This window comes from Chitinophaga silvisoli (assembly GCF_003412465.1).
Lineage (GTDB): Bacteria > Bacteroidota > Bacteroidia > Chitinophagales > Chitinophagaceae > Chitinophaga > Chitinophaga silvisoli.
The window spans coordinates 23,935-42,542 of the sequence record NZ_QTJV01000014.1; the positions used below are offsets into that span (position 1 = coordinate 23,935).

Consider the following 18,608-nt stretch of genomic DNA (forward strand, 5'->3'; position numbering starts at 1 on the left):
AATTAAATTCCCTTATGACAAACAGCCCGCTGCGCCTGACCCGGCGCAAAACGCCTATTTTATTATTGCTGTTGCTCTTCCCCTTTCTGGCCAGCGCCCAGAAAAAGATCACAGGCCTGGTTACTGACGCTGAAACTAATAACCCGGTATTTAAAGCAGCCGTCATGATCAAAGGCACTCAAAAAGGCACCTACACAGACGAAAAAGGCCAGTATTCCATCGATGCCCCGGCAGGCAGCACCCTGCTCATCACCTCTATGGAATACGATCTGTCAGAAGTAGCCATAGGCAACAACACCACGATCAATGTAGCCCTCAAACCCAAAGTCTCAGGTTTGAATGAAGTGGTGGTAATCGGGTATGGTACCGTGAAAAAGAAAGACCTCACTGGTGCCATTGCCTCCCTCAAAGCCGCTGATATCAAGACGGAAGGGGTGAGCAACGTGGGCCGCTCCCTCCAGGGTAAGCTCCCCGGGGTAACGGTAGAATCTGCCGGTGGTGATCCCGGTGCCGGCACGCGTATCCTCATCAGGGGTGTGGGTACCCTTAACAATGCTGATCCCCTCTACCTGGTAGACGGCGTGCAGGTGGCTAATATCAACAACATTGCACCCGGCGATATCGAAAGCATGGATGTGCTCAAAGATGCCTCGGCCGCCGCGATCTATGGCTCCCGCGCCGCCAACGGAGTAGTACTTGTAACCACTAAAAACGGTAAATCCGGTAAGCCCGTGTTCAATTTCAGAACTAACCTGGGGTCACAAACCCTGGCTAAAAAATACGAGGTACTCAATGCCGAAGAATGGGCCACAGTCAGCAATGCTGCACATGATGCCGGCAATGGCGGGGCAGGCCTCCCAAGACTCGATATAGCGGCTAATCCCTCCTCTTTGGGTGCTGGCACTGACTGGCAGAAAGCCATCTACAGAACGGCTCCTATTCAACAATATTACCTGAGCGCCTCCGGTGGCTCCGATTTCTCCCGCTACAGTGTCTCAGGCGAATATACCGACCAGAGAGGAATCGTGGACATGACCGGCTACAAACGATACGGTGTGCGTGCCAAAACGGAGTCCACCAAAGGCATCCTTAAGTTTGGTCAAACCTTCCTCGCTACCCGCGAGAAATGGAACCAGATGAGCACCGGCTGGGGTGGTCAGGGTGGTAATGCCGTAGGCTCTGCCATGAAGATGATTCCTACTTACCAGATCTACGACGAAAATGCAATCGGTGGCTATGCCGGTGCCTCCGGCTCCGTGGTGAATATTCCGAACCCCGTAGCACTGCTGCACCTCGAAGATGTAAGTTATGAACTCACTTCCTTCCTGGCCAATGCCTATGCAGAGGTATCATTGCGCCCCTACCTGAAGTACAAATTCAATCTTGGTTATACCACTTCTTTTGGTACGACTGACGACTATGTACGCCGGCATGATGTAGGTGACCTCTTCAAACAGAAGACCAATGACATGAGCCGTGTGCAGGAAAGAAACCAGCTGGTACTGCTGGAAAACACGCTGAACTTCAACAAAGATTTTGGTAAGCATTCCATCCAGGCTTTAGCAGGTTATAGCTATCAAAAGACCCGCTACAATTATAACCTGATGGCCAAGACCAACCTGCCCGATGGCATTAAAGAACTGGATGCGGCATCAGGTACCGCTACCGTGGGTGGCAACAGTGCCGAAAGCGTACTGCTCTCTACCCTGGGTCGTTTAATTTATACATACGATAACCGCTACCTGCTCACTGCAAGTTTCCGCCGGGATGGTTCTTCCCGCTTTGCAGCAGCACACCGCTACGGTAACTTCCCTTCTGTAGCCGTGGGCTGGAACATCAACAATGAACGCTTCTGGCATGTGGATCCTAAAATAGTGTCCTCCCTGAAACTGAGGGCCAGCTATGGTATCCTGGGTAACCAGGAGATCGGCGATTACCAATATAGTGCTGCTATTGCATCGAATATCAACTATGTACTCGGTGAAACACAGCAAAAATGGTTCGGCGCTATCCAGACCGCCTACGCCTCTCCTAATATCAAATGGGAAAACACAGCTACTACCAACGTAGGCGTAGACGTTAGTTTCCTGAAAGGAGCCCTGAATGCAAGCGTGGATTACTTCTTCAAGAAAACCACGGATGTATTGCTGAATGTACCCATCCCGGGTTCCGCAGGTTCATCCTCCGCACCTGTGGTAAATGCAGGTACCATTCAGAACAAGGGGATTGAACTCGGCATGAACTATACTAACCATATCGGTGCATTAAACTATAATGTATATGGTACCCTTTCTGCTGTGAAAAACAAGGTGATTGAACTGGGTACCGGTACCCAGCAGATCTTTGGTGGCCAGCCTACGCACCATGGAGCTTCGTCTACATTGACAGAAGCTGGTGGCGAGGTTACAGGCTTCTATCTCATCAAGGCAGAGGGAATTTTCCAGTCACAGGAAGAGGTGAACGCCTACAAGGATAAAAACGGTAACCTGATCCAACCCTATGCTGCACCCGGTGATATCAAATTCCTGGATGCCAATGGTGATGGAATCATCAGCAGTGCCGACCGCGTGCACCTGGGTAGCCCATTTCCTGATTTTGAATATGGTATCGGCTTCAATCTCTCCGCGCATCACTTTGACCTGAACATTTACATGCAGGGGGTATCAGGCAATAAAATTTACAATGGCGTAAGACAGGATATGGAAGGGATGAACCTGGAATACAACTATGCTAAAACTACGCTGCAGGCATGGACACCAGAGCATCATACGAATATGCCTAGAGCTGTGATCGATGATCCGAACCTGAACTCACAGACTTCTTCCCGCTTCCTGGAAAGTGGCTCCTACTTCAGGATGAAGACCCTGCAACTGGGGTATACAGTACCCGAGAGTATCAATGCAAAACTGCACACCACTTCCCTCAGGGCATACATCAGTGCAGACAACCTATTTACCATTACCAATTACAGTGGTTTTAACCCGGACCTTGGCCGTACCGGCAGCATCCTTGACAGAGGCGTAGATTATGGCCATGTGGCATATCCCCTGGCCCGGGTATTATCTGCCGGCATCCAATTATCCTTCTAATTTATTAAAACAAGAACTCCATTATGAAAAAGCTACAATATCTTCTTCTTGCAGGCGTGCTCCTGGCCAGCTGTTCGAAGAGCTCCCTGGAACTGACGAACCCGAACCAGATTACTACAGATACTTACTGGAAAACAGAAGATGATGTAAAGAGTGCGCTGGCAGCCACTTATGGCCTGTTCAAAAATGTAGACGGTGGCTACTGGGGTGTGCGGGGCGTAGAACTGTCCAATGGCCGTGGCGATGACTTTTTTATCAGGAACGACGTCAGCTACCTGTACCAGTTGTCTACCTTCACGAACACGCCCGATAATGCAGCATCTACCAATGTCTGGAATGTAGCCTACCGTGCCATTTTCCGTGCGAACCAGATCATGGTGAATATTGAAAAGGTAAGCGGTCTCACAGACGAAGCAAAGAAAGCATACATAGCAGAAGCAAAGTTTATAAGAGGGCTGAATGAATATATACTCGTGGTCAACTTCGGGGATGTACCACTGCGTACCACCATCCCTGCATCTACAGCAGAATATTTTGTAGCCAAGTCGCCAGCTACAGATGTATGGGCACAGGTGATCAAAGATTTTACGGAGGCAGCAGCAGACCTGCCACTGACTTACGATGACAGTAATAAAGGCAGAGCTACCAAAGGTGCTGCCCTGGGCTTTCTCGGTAAATCATATGTGTATACAAAAGACTGGGCCAATGCAGAGAGTACCTTGAAACAACTGACGGCAGCTCCATATACTTACCAGTTATTGGCCAACTATGGCGACAATTTTACTGCTGCCAATGATAATAACGCGGAGTCATTATTTGAAATCCAGGTCCAGGATGTAGGAGGTACCAATCCATGGGCAGGTGAAAATGCCAATGAGGGCCTGGGGGTTACCACTGCACAGGAGTTTGCCCCCTCAGAAGCCAGTGGCTGGTTCGAAGTAGCGCCGACGGATAAGCTTTTCAATGAGTTCCAAAATGAGAAAACCACGGCCGGGGATTTTGACCCGAGAATGTATGCCACCTTATTCTGGGATTACCCGGGAGCGACCTTTTACCAGAAACCATTTTCTGCCTATACCTTACCCTTTGGATTTAAGTCGTATTATAAAAAATACCAGAACTATAACCAGGCAAATGAGCTGACAGGTAGCAGCGGAGCATCGGACAATCAATCTGACATCAATGAAAAAGCCATGCGCTATGCGGATGTATTGTTATTGCTGGCAGAGACTGTGACCATGCAGGGCAGACCAGCAGATGCCTATACTTATCTCACGGCGATCAGGAACCGTGCGGGCTTGCCGGCATTGGCGGCTGGCCTGGATCAGACAGCCATGATGAAGGAAATCAGGCACCAGCGATTCCTGGAATTTGCCAGGGAGGGACAGCGCTTTTATGACCTGCAACGCTGGGGACTCCTGAAAGATGAAATTGCAAATAGTGACAAAGTGGGGAAATTATACTTTGTATCACCCAAGCATGAGCTCTTCCCGATACCGCAGGATGAGATCAACTCAAATCCGGAAATGGTACAGAACAGCAACTGGTAAATGACCGCTTTTTTAAAGAGGTCGTATCAAAGGTATTACGCATTGAACTGAGGAGGAATTTATTTCACTGCATACTCAGGCTTTTCGTACTACTGCTGGTACGACCTCTTTTTTGTGCCCTGCCGCAGGCATCAATTTTGAATTAGGCTCAGGAGTTAAACAATTTTTATGTCAAAACCTCAAAAACTCCCCATCGCACTCCTGGCAGGAGTGGGTGTCGCTGCCGGCCTGATCTTCTATAAATCAGTGAGCAGTGTCAGTATTCCACGCGGCGCAAAAGCTGTTAGCCCATTTGATGTAGAAAAGTACCTGGGTAAATGGTACGAGATAGCCCGGCTGGACTACAAATTCGAAAAACACCTGAATAATGTGACGGCGACCTACAGCCTGAATGAAAATGGCAGTATCCGGGTGGACAATAAGGGCTATAATTACCAGAGCCGCCAATGGAAGGAAAGTGTCGGTAGGGCAAAATTTGTGGGCAGTTCGGATGTAGGCCGGCTGAAAGTCTCTTTTTTCGGTCCATTCTATGCCGGTTACAATGTGATCGCGGTGGACGATGACTACCAGTACGCGCTGGTGGCCGGGGACAATCTCAATTACATGTGGATTTTATCCAGGGAGACGACCATTCCAGCTCATATCAGGGAAAATTACCTTGCACTCGCACAGCAAATCGGCTTCGAAACCGGCGAATTGATATGGACCGACCATAGTGAGGATTCAATATAATAAGGTCACTATCCTATCATCATAAGGTCACCAAAAGGTCACTTCAATATCCCAGGGATATTGAGGTGACCTTTTGGTGACCTATTAGTAATACTTTAGTGAGCTATTTGCATAGAATCTTAACTATTGCTACCTTATCCTCAAATTAATACTCTACCATTCTAGTAGATTTCATTATTTTTGGAAATATTTTCTTATTTTCAACTCATGACTATGCAACATTTCAGTGACAGTGAGCTACTTACCTCCATGGCAACGGGGGACGAAGCCGCCTTTACTGAGATTTACCACCGGTACTGGCAGCAGCTGCTGGCCATTGCCTGGAAGCATACGTACGACGAATCTTCAGCCAAGGAGATCGTGCAGGAAGTGCTGATCAAATTGTGGGACAGGCGGGAAAGCCTGGAAATCAGGGAACTCTCCCACTACCTGGCTACCGCCATCAAGTTTTCTGTATTTAAGCATTATCACCAGCAACAGCGCCGGAAAAATATTCTTCACAGCATATTCCGGTCCTCCCACAGTGCGGATGAGGAAAAGATTTATGCCCGTCTGCTGGACGATTACATTAATGGAATTGTAGAAAAGCTGCCGGAAAAATGCAGGCAGGTATATAAACTGAGCCGGATGGATGGGAAAACCAACCAACAGATAGCCGGTATCATGAATATTTCAGAAAAGACGGCAGAGGCACATCTCACCAAGGCCCTGCGTACCATTCGCCTCAATCTACGGCATATCAACATGCTGTTTTTCCTCTAAAAATTTTTTTTCAAACCGACTAAGGGTAACAGGGTAAGTTATGGTACATAGTATTATAACGACCTGATATCGCATGGAAAGAAATCGCCTGGACCTCCTTATTCAGAAATACATCGATCAGACAGCTACTCCTTCAGAGCAGGAGGAGCTCAATAACTGGTACAGGGATTTTTCCGGGGAAGCGGATCCTTTTCCTATGACAGATGCCCAGGAAACTGCGGCTGGTCAGGAAATGCTCTCCTACCTCAGCTCCCGGATCCGGCGTAAAAAACGGCCTCCTGTGGCCGTATTTGCCTCGTTGGCTGCCGCATGCCTGCTGGGTGCCTTTTTGTATGTAAACTGGTCTAAAACGCCTGAAAATAAGAATCTGGTAGCCAGTATTCCTGCAGCTGCCAGCGAGAACCGGTTCATCTACCTGCCGGATAGCAGTAAGGTGGTTTTACACCCGGGCAGCAAAATGGATTACCAGCGAAATGGCAACAAGCGCGAAGTAACGCTGGAAGGAGAAGCCTATTTCGACATCGCCTCCCATCCTGAACAACCTTTCATTATTCATACCGGCCAGGTATCTACCACCGTATTAGGTACCTCTCTTAATATTAAAACCTGGAACACTGACAGTGTATCTGTCTCTGTACTCACTGGTAAGGTTCAGGTCACTGATGCCAGCCAGCAAAAAACCATCCTGACGCCCAACCAGCAGGTGGTTTATAATCAGCACACCAACAACATTCAGGAGGTCAAAATCACTCCGGCTACGGTCATTGCATGGGCAAAATCAGATATGCAGTTCCAGGACATGCCCTATGAGCAACTGGCACAAAGACTGGACAGAAGGTATGATGTAAACATTGTATTTAAAAATCCGGCATTACAACATTGTCCAATTACAGGTCGATTCTCAGGGACAGAATCATTGAGCGAGGTATTGGATGTCCTCTCACAAACAATGGGTACAACGTATACAATCAAGGGACGGACAGTAGAACTGGACGGGACCGCTTGTTTTAACTAGATCAACTAAAATCAACATTAAAAAATGACAAAAACCAACCAGAATTAAAAAAACGTAAACACACAAAAAAACTCCTCCGGCCGTAGGAAGCAATGAGGAGTTTCACGTAAAAATTATTGATCATTTAAACGTCTTCAAATTTATGCCAAAAGTTCAGCTTTTGCAAGAGGGGATCGTGCACCCATTGCCAAAAGAAAAAATGCAATCAATTTTATTGTTTATCATGAGAGTCAGTGTGTGCGTCAGCTTATTTTTTGTCATGTGCCTGAACCTGTTTGCAACTACGCATGCAGCCGGTCAGAGTATCAGGGAAACAATGGTCAGTTTCGAGGTTCACGATGCGAGCCTCAAAGCCACCCTGGAAAAATTGCAGGAACAATCCGGGTTCAGCATTTTTTATTCCTCCAACCTCCTAAATAAGGACAAAAGGGTCACGATCAGTAGTGGTACCCGTTCTGTAGCGCAAGTGCTCGACATGATCCTGACTGGTACCAACCTGGTCTATATTGACAAGGGTGCCAAGGTCATACTGCAGGAAAAGAAAGCAGTACAGGCCACCAGGGATACATCAGCACCATCCAATGGTATCCTGGTGCATGGCATTGTTAAAGATGAAACAGGCGAACCGATTCCAGGTGCAACTGTCCACGTAAAAAACGGTAAAAAATACGTTGCTTCTGACCAAAATGGTCATTTCTCCATCGAAGTAGAAGATCCTAATTCCGTACTAACATTCAGTATAGTAGGTTATACTACCCAGGACGTGGCCCTGAAAGGTCAAACCTCCTTCCCTGTTACTATGGTACGCAGCTTCAGCAGTCTGAACGAAGTACAGGTACTGGGCTATAGTTCTACAACCAAAAGGAACAATACCGGTGCGGTAAGTTCTATAAAAGCAAGCGAAATCGCTGTACAGACGGTTTCTAACCCGCTCACAGCCCTGCAGGGTCACATAGCCGGTATGGAAATCACACAGGACAATGGTTTACCGGGTGGCGGGGTTCGTGTGCGCATTCGCGGTAATGCCAGCATTATGAGTGGTTACCTTCCACTGTATGTAGTAGATGGTGTTCCTTTTACCCTGTTCAATGGTGGCACCCCGGCGACCGATGCCCTCAACAGTTATGGCATCAGCGGTGCCAGTGGTAATCTCAGCCCTTTCAGCATGATCGCTCCTGAGGATATAGAGCGGATCGATGTACTGAAAGATGCGGATGCTACCGCCATCTACGGATCAAAAGGTGCGAACGGCGTAGTGCTCATTACCACTAAAAAAGGTAGTCATGGTAATACAAAAGTAAGCGCAAACGTAAGCCATGGATTTGGCGAAGTAAGCCGCTACATTCCTATGTTAAATACACCAGAATACCTGGCGATGCGTAAGGAAGCATTTACCAATGCCGGAACCACCCCTGGTGCGACAGATTTCGACCTGACCAAATGGGACCAGACAGCCTATACTGACTGGCAGAAATGGGCCATTGGCGGCAAAGCTAAAACGACTACAGCCATGGCTTCAGTATCAGGAGGTAATGCTCAGAATACATTCCTCTACTCTACGTCTTACCGTAAAGAAGGAACTGTATTCCCGGGCGAAAACAATACCATCACTTTTTCTAACAGGATCAATGCCAGCCATAGCAGCAAGGACAACCGGTTCAACATCTCTCTTTCCGCCAATTATTCTTACATGAAGAGCGATATGCCTAAAACAGATCTCTCTGCCGTGTACAACCTGGCACCGAACTTCAATCCTTATAATGCAGATGGTACATTTAACTGGGACCTGGGTGTAGGAAAAAATCCTGCTGCGCTCCTGTTACAAAAGTATACCGGCCAGACCTACAACCTGATCACCGATCTGAACCTGCGCTACAATATTATCAAGGAGCTGGCGATCAAAGCCAACCTTGGTTTTACCCAGAACAACCTGGAGCAGCAGGGTACCCAACCGAACCGCTCTGTGAATTCTACAGCAATAGCAGATAACCAGTTATTGGATTCAAAAGGGAAGAACGACAACTGGATTGTAGAACCATTCCTGGAATTCAACAAAACTTTCGGAGATGCACACCTGCAGGTGATTGGAGGTACGACCTTCCAACAGACCAAGGCCACCAGTACTACCCTGAGAGGCTCCGGTTACACCAGCGAAGCCCTCCTGAATGCAATCAGTGCCGCGGGTACTGTGATCGTATATGGCAGTAATTACTCCTTGTATAAATATGCTGCCGGATTTGGTCGTTTCAATTTCAACTACAAAGAGAAATATTACCTGGATGGTACCTTCAGAAGAGATGGTTCCTCCCGTTTTGGTATTAATAACCAGTTTGGTTCCTTCGGTGCATTGGGTGCAGCATGGATCTTTTCACAGGAAGATTTTATGGCAGATCTGAAGCCGGTCAGCTTTGGTAAACTGCGCGCCAGCTATGGGGTAACAGGTAACGACCAGATAGCTAACTATATGTATACTCCGATTTACAACACACTTGGTAGCACCTATTCTTACATGGGTACTCCCGGATTGGTGGCAAATGGTTTATCTAATCCAAACCTGAAATGGGAAACGACCAAAAAGCTGGATATCGCACTGGAATTGGGCTTCCTGAAGGATCGCATCATGCTGAAAACGGACTATTACCAAAACAGGACCTCTAATATGCTGGCATATATCACAACGCCCACGCAGATTGGTGTAAATTCCTATGCCGGTAACCTGCCTGCCACTATCCAGAACAAAGGTTGGGAGTTCGAATTAAATACAACCAATATTGCTACGAAAAAGTTCTCATGGAACACGACCCTGAACCTGACGATCAATCAGAACAAACTGCTTGCGTTTGACAACATTAAGAATTCTTCCTATGCGAATACTTACACTGTTGGTAAATCGGTAGATGCACCAAACCTCTTCCATTTCCAGGGTATAGACCCTACCACCGGTGCTCCCATACTGGCGGACCTGAATAAGAGTGGCGCAGTCGATTTTAATGATAGAAGTGCTGGCAAAGTAGGCGTACCATTCTACGGTGGTCTGACCAACTCCATCACCTATAATGGATTCACACTGGATTTCACCTTCCAGTTCAATCACAGGTACGGCTACCTGAACAGCACACTGAATAATTACTTCTATCCGTTTGGATATGATATGACAAACCAGAGCACTGCTGTATTGAACCGCTGGCATGGTGCAGGAGATGGCAGCAACATCCCGGGAGCAAGTAAAACGTATTCTAACAATTATTATTATTACGCTTACTCTGATGCAAACTGGGGTGACGCTTCCTTCATCAAGTTCAAAACACTGAGCCTGACCTACAATCTGCCCAGAACCCTGTTAAACAAAGTGAAGATTGCCAATGCATCTATCTATGCCAGAGGTCAGAACCTGTACACATGGGCAAAGCAAAAGTATACACTGGATCCTGAAACCACCCAGCCAGGTACCGGTGCCGGCCTGGGTACTGGTCAGTACATTGCCGTACCACAGCTGCGTACCCTGACTGTAGGCCTGAATTTATCATTATAAAAAAGCTGAGAGATAATGAAGAAACTATCATATATATTACTCGCACTGGGGCTTACCGCCACATCCTGCAAGAAATTTGTAACAATCGACAACGCACCGAGTTCACTGGCACCATCTGACGTGTTTGCATCGGACGGAACAGCAACCAGCGCTGTTGTGGCCATGTATTCTTATTATACGACTACCTCCTGCCTGCAATACTATAACTGGACGGCAGAACTGCTGGGCGATAATATCCAATACCGCTTGTATAGCTCAACTCCTTTGATGGCCGAATTTCAGAACGGCAACGTTACAAGTACCAACAGCAACGTGCTTAACTACCAATGGTATAATCCATATTATGTTGTCGCACAGGCTAACAGCATGATCAACGGGCTCTCCAATTCAGCTACCCTGACTTCTTCTGTAAAGAACCAGTTATTGGGTGAGAGCTACTTTATGCGGGCCTTCCATTTCTTTTACCTGGCTAACTTCTTTGGCGGTGTACCATTGTCTCTCGATCCGATCGCATTGAACAATGCAAATCTGCCCAGGGCGACAAAGGCAGAAGTATATGCCCAGGTGATCAGTGACCTGAAAGCTGCAGAAGCGTTATTGCCTGGCACCTATACCGGCAACTTCCATGCAAGGGTGAACAAACATGCCGTGGAAGCATTGCTGGCAAGAGTGTACCTCTACCAGAAAGATTATGCAGATGCGGTGACCTATGCAAGCAAAGTGATCGGCGCGACAGATGTCACCTATACACTTTCTGACCTGAGTACAACATTTAAAAACACCAGTGCAGAAACCATTTTACAGTTTGCTACCTATTATGGCCTAAGTAGTTTTGGCTACAGGGCATCTTCCGCAACTGCAGTTCCAAACTACTACCTGTACAATTCTTTCCTGGACCAGTTTGAAACGGGAGATAACAGGAAAACAGCCTGGACAGACAGTCTTGTCAACGGAGGTGTCACCTACCGCCGTGTCAGTAAATACAAACTGGGATCTGCCACTGCAGGCGACGAATACAACGTGGTATTACGTCTGGCAGAACAATACCTGATCCGTGCAGAAGCCAATGCGCAACTAAATAATACCGGCGCAGCACAAACTGACCTGAATGCCATCCGGAACCGTGCCGGCCTTGGTAATACCACTGCTGCCACTAAGGACGATCTGCTCACTGCCATTGCCCAGGAGCGCAGAATTGAACTGTTTGGCGAATTTGGACACCGCTGGTTCGACCTGGTACGCACCGGTCAGGCAGATGCTGTGTTGAGCAAAGCAAAATCTACCTGGGTAGCAAGAGATACGCTCATGCCAATACCTTACCAGGAAATTCTTAATAATAAAGCCCTGACCCAGAACCCGGGTTACGAATGATCCATTTGCTAAAAAGTATTCACATGAAAAAGATTACAACAATGTGTGTTTTCGCTGCTATGTGCTGTGCCTCGGTAAAGGCACAGCGCATAGACAGCCTGTACAAGGCTTATGACAAGCTGGCCGCTTCAAAAGATGAAAAAGACAAGTCCTATCTGAATGCCGAGTTGTACAAACATCTGCAAAGTAACAATGAAGATGAATGGCAGCTGGCAGCCAATACTTTTTACCGTCTGAATAAAAAGGATGTAGTGGATTCTATCCAGGCTGCTGAGAGAAAGAAATTTCCTGCCGGCCAGCTGGTAAGAAACGACTACATTACTACTATTTACGATGAGAAAAACCCTGTTAAAAAAGAAGCAATGTACTACCAGCTGATCAAACGCTTCCCTCCTGCTAAATTTGGCCGGGAAAGGATTGCGTATGATTATGTGAGAAATGCGATTGGTGTTGCTTATGCTGAAACCGACAGTGTCGACAAAGCCGTAAAGTTTGCCAACATGGTGGAAACTTCCGCCTGGAAAGGTGAAGGCTGGGCTATAGTTGGTAATTTTCTTGCAAAAAAAGGTCACTTTAAGGAAGCAGAAGTACTTTTGAAAAAAGCGATTGATACTTCTTACTCCTTCAAAATGGCGAAGGTACAGGATCAGGGAGCGAAATTTGCTGCGGTTGGGTACCGGTCTTATAACAGTATTCTCGCAAAGATGCTGTACAATGACAAAAACTATCATGAAGCACTGAAGTATGCAGAAAATGCATATAAGGTGTACAAGGAAGATGGGGAGGTGAATGGCCCTTTACAGGATACCTATTCAAAGATCCTGATCGCCCTGGGTCGTGACAGGGAAGCCTTTGAAAAGATCGATGAAGCTGTAAAGGCGGGTCAGGCTACGGAAGACATGAAAGGTGAGCTGAAAACCCTGTATGCAAAGGTAAAGGGCCCTGATGGCTACGACGCATACCTGCAGGAAGTAAACCGCCAGCTGGTGGCAAAGATCACAAAGGAACTGACCAGACAGATGATCAATACACCTGCTCCTGATTTTACCCTGGCAGACCTGGATGGGAAAAATGTCACCCTCAGTGAACTGAAAGGAAAGGTCGTGGTACTGGACTTCTGGGCTACCTGGTGCGGACCCTGTAAAGCATCCTTCCCGGTAATGAAACAGGCGGTACAGCGTTATGAAAAAGACAACGATGTAAAATTCCTGTTTATTCATACCTGGGAAAGAGATGATAAGGCAGTAGCAGATACCAAAAAGTTCATTGCTGATCACAATTATCCTTTTGAAGTGCTGATGGATCTGAATGAGCACAAGGCTGCTACCGCTTATAAAGTGAATAGCATTCCTGCTAAGTTTGTGATCGATAAGGCGGGTAATGTAAGATTTAAATTTTCCGGCTTCTCCGGTGGTACGGATGCAGCATTGGAAGAGATTTCTGCGATGATTTCATTGATCAGGGGTTAATACATTTATTAGCATTTAAAGCGCAACTTTTGTCAAATGGCAAAAGTTGCGCTTTTTTTTACTTAGTTGTGAAGTAAGTTTCTTTCAGGTATTTATAAATCATCGCTTCCTGTTTGTCCGTACTATCCCCTTCCTGTAGGTAGCGTTTATAATATTTCTTCGCCGCTGTTTCGTTTTTCATATTCACATCATAGATTCTGCCGATACTATATAAGTGCATGGGCTCCCGGCTCAGGTAGTAGGCCGTATCCATGTAAGCGATAGCTGGTTTATATTGTTTCAGGCCCTCATCATTGCTGGCGATGGCGGCGTAGTATCCGGGCAGATATTTGGATCTTGCCAGGTTGATACAGGCATCCAGGAGCAGATTGCTTTCTTCATAGTGTTTCAGTTTAGTCTGGGCCAGGGCGGCATAATACATAATCTGCTCAGAGGGACTTTTACGGTCCTCCATGAATTGATCGATGTCTACGCAAAACTGGTATTCCTTCAGTGCAAAACTGGCGGAGGTGACGAAGCTCATGGCACCAGGCATGACGACTTCATGGGTCATGAGGTATTTGCCCAGGGCAAGACAGTTCTTATAATTCTTCAGGTAATAGCTACTTCTGATAGCAGTGCCGATGAGGTAGTACTGGGTGGAATCTTTCTGCAGGTAAATATTGAGAATAGAATCTGCGGAACTATACTTTTCCTGTTCAAGGAGTCCATCGGCAAGGCGGTTGACGGTTTTGGGATCGTCCGGATTTAGCTGATAGGCTTTTTGCAATAAAGCGAAGCCTTCTTTGCCCTCAAAGTTATTCAGGAGGGCGAAGCTCAGTTGACGGATGGCGACGGGATTATTGGGCCTTAAAGCCGCAATACGGCGTAGGTGTGGAATCGCCAGGAGGAGTGCCTGTTTATTCAGGCAGATATTAGCTATATATTGATGCGCTGATATGTTAGTACTGTCCAGGGCCAGTACTTGCTGATATGTTTTAATAGCAGCATTATCATTCCCGGCCAGGTAATATGTATATGCCAGCAGCGACTGTTGTTTGATATTATTGGTATCCAGGTGTGCCTGTTGGTAGGCAATGGCCCGTGGGTAGTCCTGTTCCTGCAGGTATTCCATTACAGCATCAGCTTGTTGGGCATAGAGTGCGCTGGCTGGCAGGAGAAGCAGTAGCAGCAAGGTTCTGATCATACTAACTAAATGTTTAGTTTTCAAAACTAAGGAATTAGTTTTGAAAAAAGAAATGTTATTTGGGGTGAGTCAAAAAATCCGGTGCTATATGAATTTCCTTCAATCTTTTGAAGATTAAACCGAACAAATGATATTATTAAATACTGTTGGTTGAAGCGAATCACACACTCTGATGATTGGATGGCCATTAAGACCAGCAGGAATAAGAAAATAATATGCTTCATTTCCAGATAGCGTTAGAATAATTTTCTTATATTAGATATGTTATGAAAAACTCAATTCCATTGTTAATCCTACTGTGTATAGGTACCTATGGCTATGCACAGCAGATGATAACCATAAACAAGTCACAACATACTTTTCCATTACCGGAAGTGATAATTGTAGATCAGCAGGATGACTGGCTGGTGGGGAAGGCTGCGGAACTGTTGAAGGAGGATGTACGGAAAGTGATGGATAAAGAGGTAGAGGTGTTGACGGAGGGTGTACAGAGGCAGATGGCGGTTCCTGCCAGCAAAGGCTTTATTTTGATAGCCACTTTACAATCTTCACTCATAAAAGAATTTCATGTAGATACAACCGGGCTGACTGGTAAATGGGAAGCGTTTCGGATTATGGCTGATTCGGGACGCGTGCTGATAATAGGCAGTGACAAGAGAGGGGCGGCTTATGGTGCACTGGAGTTGTCAAGACAATTGGGCGTATCACCCTGGTACTGGTGGGCGGATGTGCCGGTGAAGAAGAAGGAGAAAGTCTATGTGCGGAAGGGCAGTTATGATTTCGGGCCGCCATCGGTTCAGTATAGGGGAATCTTTATCAATGATGAGGCACCTGCGTTTTCAGGATGGACGCATGAGAAATTCGGCGGTTTTAATCATTTGGTGTATGAGAAGGTGTTTGAATTATTGCTACGGCTAAGAGGTAATTATTTGTGGCCGGCAATGTGGGGGAACGCTTTTAATAAAGATGATACATTGAATCCGGTATTGGCAGATAAGTGGGGAATAGTAATGGGTACGAGTCATCATGAACCGATGTTGCGTTCCCAGCAGGAATGGAAGCGATATGGAAAGGGTGCGTGGAATTATGAGACGAATGATAGCGTATTGAGAGCGTTTTGGAGGAAGGGGATAGAGAATATGGGGAAGCATGAGAGCATAGTGACAGTGGGAATGCGCGGAGATGGGGATATGCCGATGACTGAGGAAACGGCGACGGATTTATTGGAGAGGATTGTGAGGGATCAGCGGCAGATTATCAGTGAGGTGACAGGTAAGCCGGCGGAGGAAACACCGCAGATGTGGGCGTTGTATAAGGAGGTGCAGGATTATTATGATAAGGGAATGCGGGTGCCGGAGGATGTGACCTTGTTGTTGTGTGACGATAACTGGGGGAATGTGAGAAGATTGCCGGAGGTAGGGAAAGCACGGGAAATGGAGGAAGTAAGCAATGGAGAGAGATTGCCGGAATTAGGGAAAGCACGGAAAATGGAGGAAGTGGGGAATGGAGGGAGATTGCCGGAAGTGGACAGCGCCCCAGCTGTATCAACAAAGCGTAAAGGTGGGTATGGCATTTATTATCATTTTGATTATGTCGGCGATCCCAGAAATTATAAATGGATCAATACAAATAACCTGGCCAGGGTGTGGGAGCAGTTTCACCTGGCAAAGATGTACGGGGCTGATAAGGTCTGGATTGTAAATGTAGGAGATTTGAAACCGATGGAATTGCCCATCTCCTTCTTTATGGATTATGCCTGGTCGGCAGTGGATACTATGCGCGATTGGTATGGGGAATTTGCAGCAGAGAATTTTGGTGAGCCGAAAATAGGCGACTGGTTACGCCGGTATAGTGAAATGGCGGCAAGGCGAAAACCGGAATTACTGGATGAATATAGTTATACATTGGAGCAGTACAAAGAGATTGTAGCAGAATGGGCAGCGCTGGCTAAGGAGGTGCGCCTGCATCCTTATTCAGATGCCTATTTTCAGTTAGTGCAATATCCGGTGGAGGCGATGTATAATTTACATAGATTGTATTATGCGGTGGCCATGTATAAAACTGATAAGGCCAGGAATAGCACTTATGCTGATAGTGCGCTGGCTTATTATAAACAGGATTCGTTGCTCACGATAGCTTATCATAAAATGGGTAATGGTAAGTGGAATCATATGATGGACCAGACACACATTGGTTATACCGGGTGGCAGCAGCCAGCAGTAAATAAAATGCCCGATTTATCAGGAGCGTATAACCCAAAGATAGTGTTACCTAAAATAGATAGGCGGATCCATGCCACGGAATATGTGGAGAAGAAGGGTGACTGGCAGGTTTTGAAAGGGATTGGGAAATTTGGGGATGGGATGACCTGTACTGGAATTAATACAGGAAATAAATCTTCCACCAATCCTACACTGAAGTATGAATTCCAGGCCGCAGGAGATATGAATATCTACCTCAACTTCTCTCCTACCCTGAACTTCCCGCATGGCAAAGGCCTTGCAATAGCCATCTCAATTGATGGTGAAAAAGAACTTGAAATGACCATCAACGGCAACGACGATGATAAGAAAGTCTGGGAGCAATGGGTGGCTGATAATATCATTCAAATTAAACTGGCACGAACATTAAAACCGGGAAAGCATACATTGGTGTATGCTCAATGCTCGCCTGGAATTATTTTTCAAAGTATAGAACTGGAAAAGAAATAACCTAATAAAACACAAAATATCTATCTATGACCCGTATACTAATTGTTTGTTTATTTGCATGCCTGCAAGGAATAGCACAGCCACTGGTAAAACATATTTACACCGCTGACCCTTCCGCACATGTTTTTAACAACCGGATTTACATCTACCCTTCCCACGACACAGCCACCGGCGTACCAGAAGACGACCTGGGCAGCCATTTCGACATGAAAGACTATCACATTCTATCATTGGATCATGTAGGTGGAAAAGTTACTGATCACGGTGTAGCCTTGCGCTTAAAAGATGTGCCCTGGGCAAAAAAGCAACTGTGGGCTCCGGATGCAGCTTATGCCAACCATACCTACTATTTATATTTCCCGGCAAAAGATAGCAGTGGCATATTTCATATAGGAGTGGCCACAAGCAATAAACCTGAAGGCCCTTTTAAAGCATTGCCAAAGCCTATTGCAGGCAGTTATAGCATTGACCCCTGCGTATTTAAGGATGACGATGGTAATTTTTATATGTACTTCGGAGGCATATGGGGAGGGCAATTGCAGAAATGGGATCACAATAAATATACTGCCAGTGCAGGAAACAAAGATGCGAATGAACTGGCCGCACTACCAAGAGTAGCAAAACTCAGGAAAGATATGACTGGCTTCGAGGGGCAGGTAAAGGAGCTTGTTTTGCTCAATGAACAGGGGAAGCCTTTTTATGAAAAGGATAATGATAAAAGATTCTTTGAAGCATCATGGGTGCACAAATATAAAGGGAAGTATTACTTTTCCTATTCTACAGGCGATACACATAATTTGTGTTATGCTATAGGAGATTCTCCTTATGGACCGTTTACGTATAAAGGAGTGATCATGACACCAGTAACGGGGTGGACTACACATCATTCTATTGTTGAAAAGGACGGGAAATGGTATTTGTTTTATCATGATGTGGAGTTGTCTGGTAAGACTTATTTGAGGAATGTGAAGGTAACAGAGTTGCACTACAGGGCGGATGGAAGTATCGAGACGATTCATCCGTAGCAAAGAATGAAAGCACTGCTGTTAGCAATTACACAACAGAGGATCAAAAACGATGAATTTTGTATCGGCAAAGCGGGGGCTTTGCCGATACAAAAAGAAAATTAAATTTCAATATAATTACCTGTAATAGTTAAGATTTGATCCGACAGTCAGAGTTAATATTACC

11 protein-coding genes are annotated in these 18,608 nt (G+C 46.2%); 10 read left to right on the forward strand and 1 reads right to left on the reverse strand.

Going from position 1 to position 18,608, the window contains the following annotated elements:
• Positions 1–14 precede the first annotated feature (14 nt).
• The 8 genes from DXN04_RS28670 (at position 15) to DXN04_RS28705 (ending at position 13,520) form a co-directional block, all read left to right on the forward strand.
• Positions 15–3,089, forward strand: coding sequence for a SusC/RagA family TonB-linked outer membrane protein (locus tag DXN04_RS28670; protein WP_116856862.1), 3,075 nt, complete (start codon positions 15–17; stop codon positions 3,087–3,089).
• A 23-nt stretch (positions 3,090–3,112) separates the two neighbouring features.
• A complete protein-coding gene (locus tag DXN04_RS28675; RefSeq protein WP_116856863.1) occupies positions 3,113–4,639 on the forward strand; it encodes a RagB/SusD family nutrient uptake outer membrane protein in 1,527 nt (508 codons plus the stop codon).
• A 168-nt stretch (positions 4,640–4,807) separates the two neighbouring features.
• Complete coding sequence (locus DXN04_RS28680) at positions 4,808–5,371, forward strand: lipocalin family protein (protein ID WP_116856864.1); 564 nt, start codon at positions 4,808–4,810, stop codon at positions 5,369–5,371.
• A gap of 213 nt (positions 5,372–5,584) precedes the next feature.
• A complete protein-coding gene (locus tag DXN04_RS28685; protein ID WP_199415158.1) occupies positions 5,585–6,133 on the forward strand; it encodes an RNA polymerase sigma-70 factor in 549 nt (182 codons plus the stop codon).
• Positions 6,134–6,206: 73 nt separating this feature from the next.
• On the forward strand, positions 6,207–7,148 hold the full coding sequence (locus DXN04_RS28690) for a FecR family protein (RefSeq protein WP_116856866.1): 942 nt from the start codon (positions 6,207–6,209) through the stop codon (positions 7,146–7,148).
• A gap of 259 nt (positions 7,149–7,407) precedes the next feature.
• Positions 7,408–10,680 (forward strand): SusC/RagA family TonB-linked outer membrane protein, encoded by a 3,273-nt coding sequence (locus tag DXN04_RS28695; RefSeq protein ID WP_158569208.1) that lies wholly within the window; start codon positions 7,408–7,410, stop codon positions 10,678–10,680.
• 15 nt (positions 10,681–10,695) lie between these two features.
• Complete coding sequence (locus DXN04_RS28700; protein ID WP_116856868.1) at positions 10,696–12,051, forward strand: RagB/SusD family nutrient uptake outer membrane protein; 1,356 nt, start codon at positions 10,696–10,698, stop codon at positions 12,049–12,051.
• A 23-nt stretch (positions 12,052–12,074) separates the two neighbouring features.
• Positions 12,075–13,520: a redoxin domain-containing protein gene (locus DXN04_RS28705; protein ID WP_158569210.1), complete on the forward strand. Its 1,446-nt coding sequence runs from the start codon at positions 12,075–12,077 to the stop codon at positions 13,518–13,520.
• A gap of 58 nt (positions 13,521–13,578) precedes the next feature.
• On the opposite strand, the gene DXN04_RS28710 is transcribed toward DXN04_RS28705, so the two are convergent.
• Positions 13,579–14,706 (reverse strand): tetratricopeptide repeat protein, encoded by a 1,128-nt coding sequence (locus DXN04_RS28710; protein ID WP_116856870.1) that lies wholly within the window; start codon positions 14,704–14,706, stop codon positions 13,579–13,581.
• A gap of 266 nt (positions 14,707–14,972) precedes the next feature.
• Between DXN04_RS28710 and DXN04_RS34950 the strand changes: the two genes are divergently transcribed.
• Both DXN04_RS34950 and DXN04_RS28720 read left to right on the forward strand, forming a co-directional pair.
• Positions 14,973–17,417, forward strand: a complete 2,445-nt coding sequence (locus tag DXN04_RS34950; protein ID WP_158569212.1) for a glycosyl hydrolase 115 family protein — start codon at positions 14,973–14,975, stop codon at positions 17,415–17,417.
• A gap of 26 nt (positions 17,418–17,443) precedes the next feature.
• Positions 17,444–18,442: a glycoside hydrolase family 43 protein gene (locus tag DXN04_RS28720; protein WP_116856871.1), complete on the forward strand. Its 999-nt coding sequence runs from the start codon at positions 17,444–17,446 to the stop codon at positions 18,440–18,442.
• Positions 18,443–18,608 lie beyond the last annotated feature (166 nt).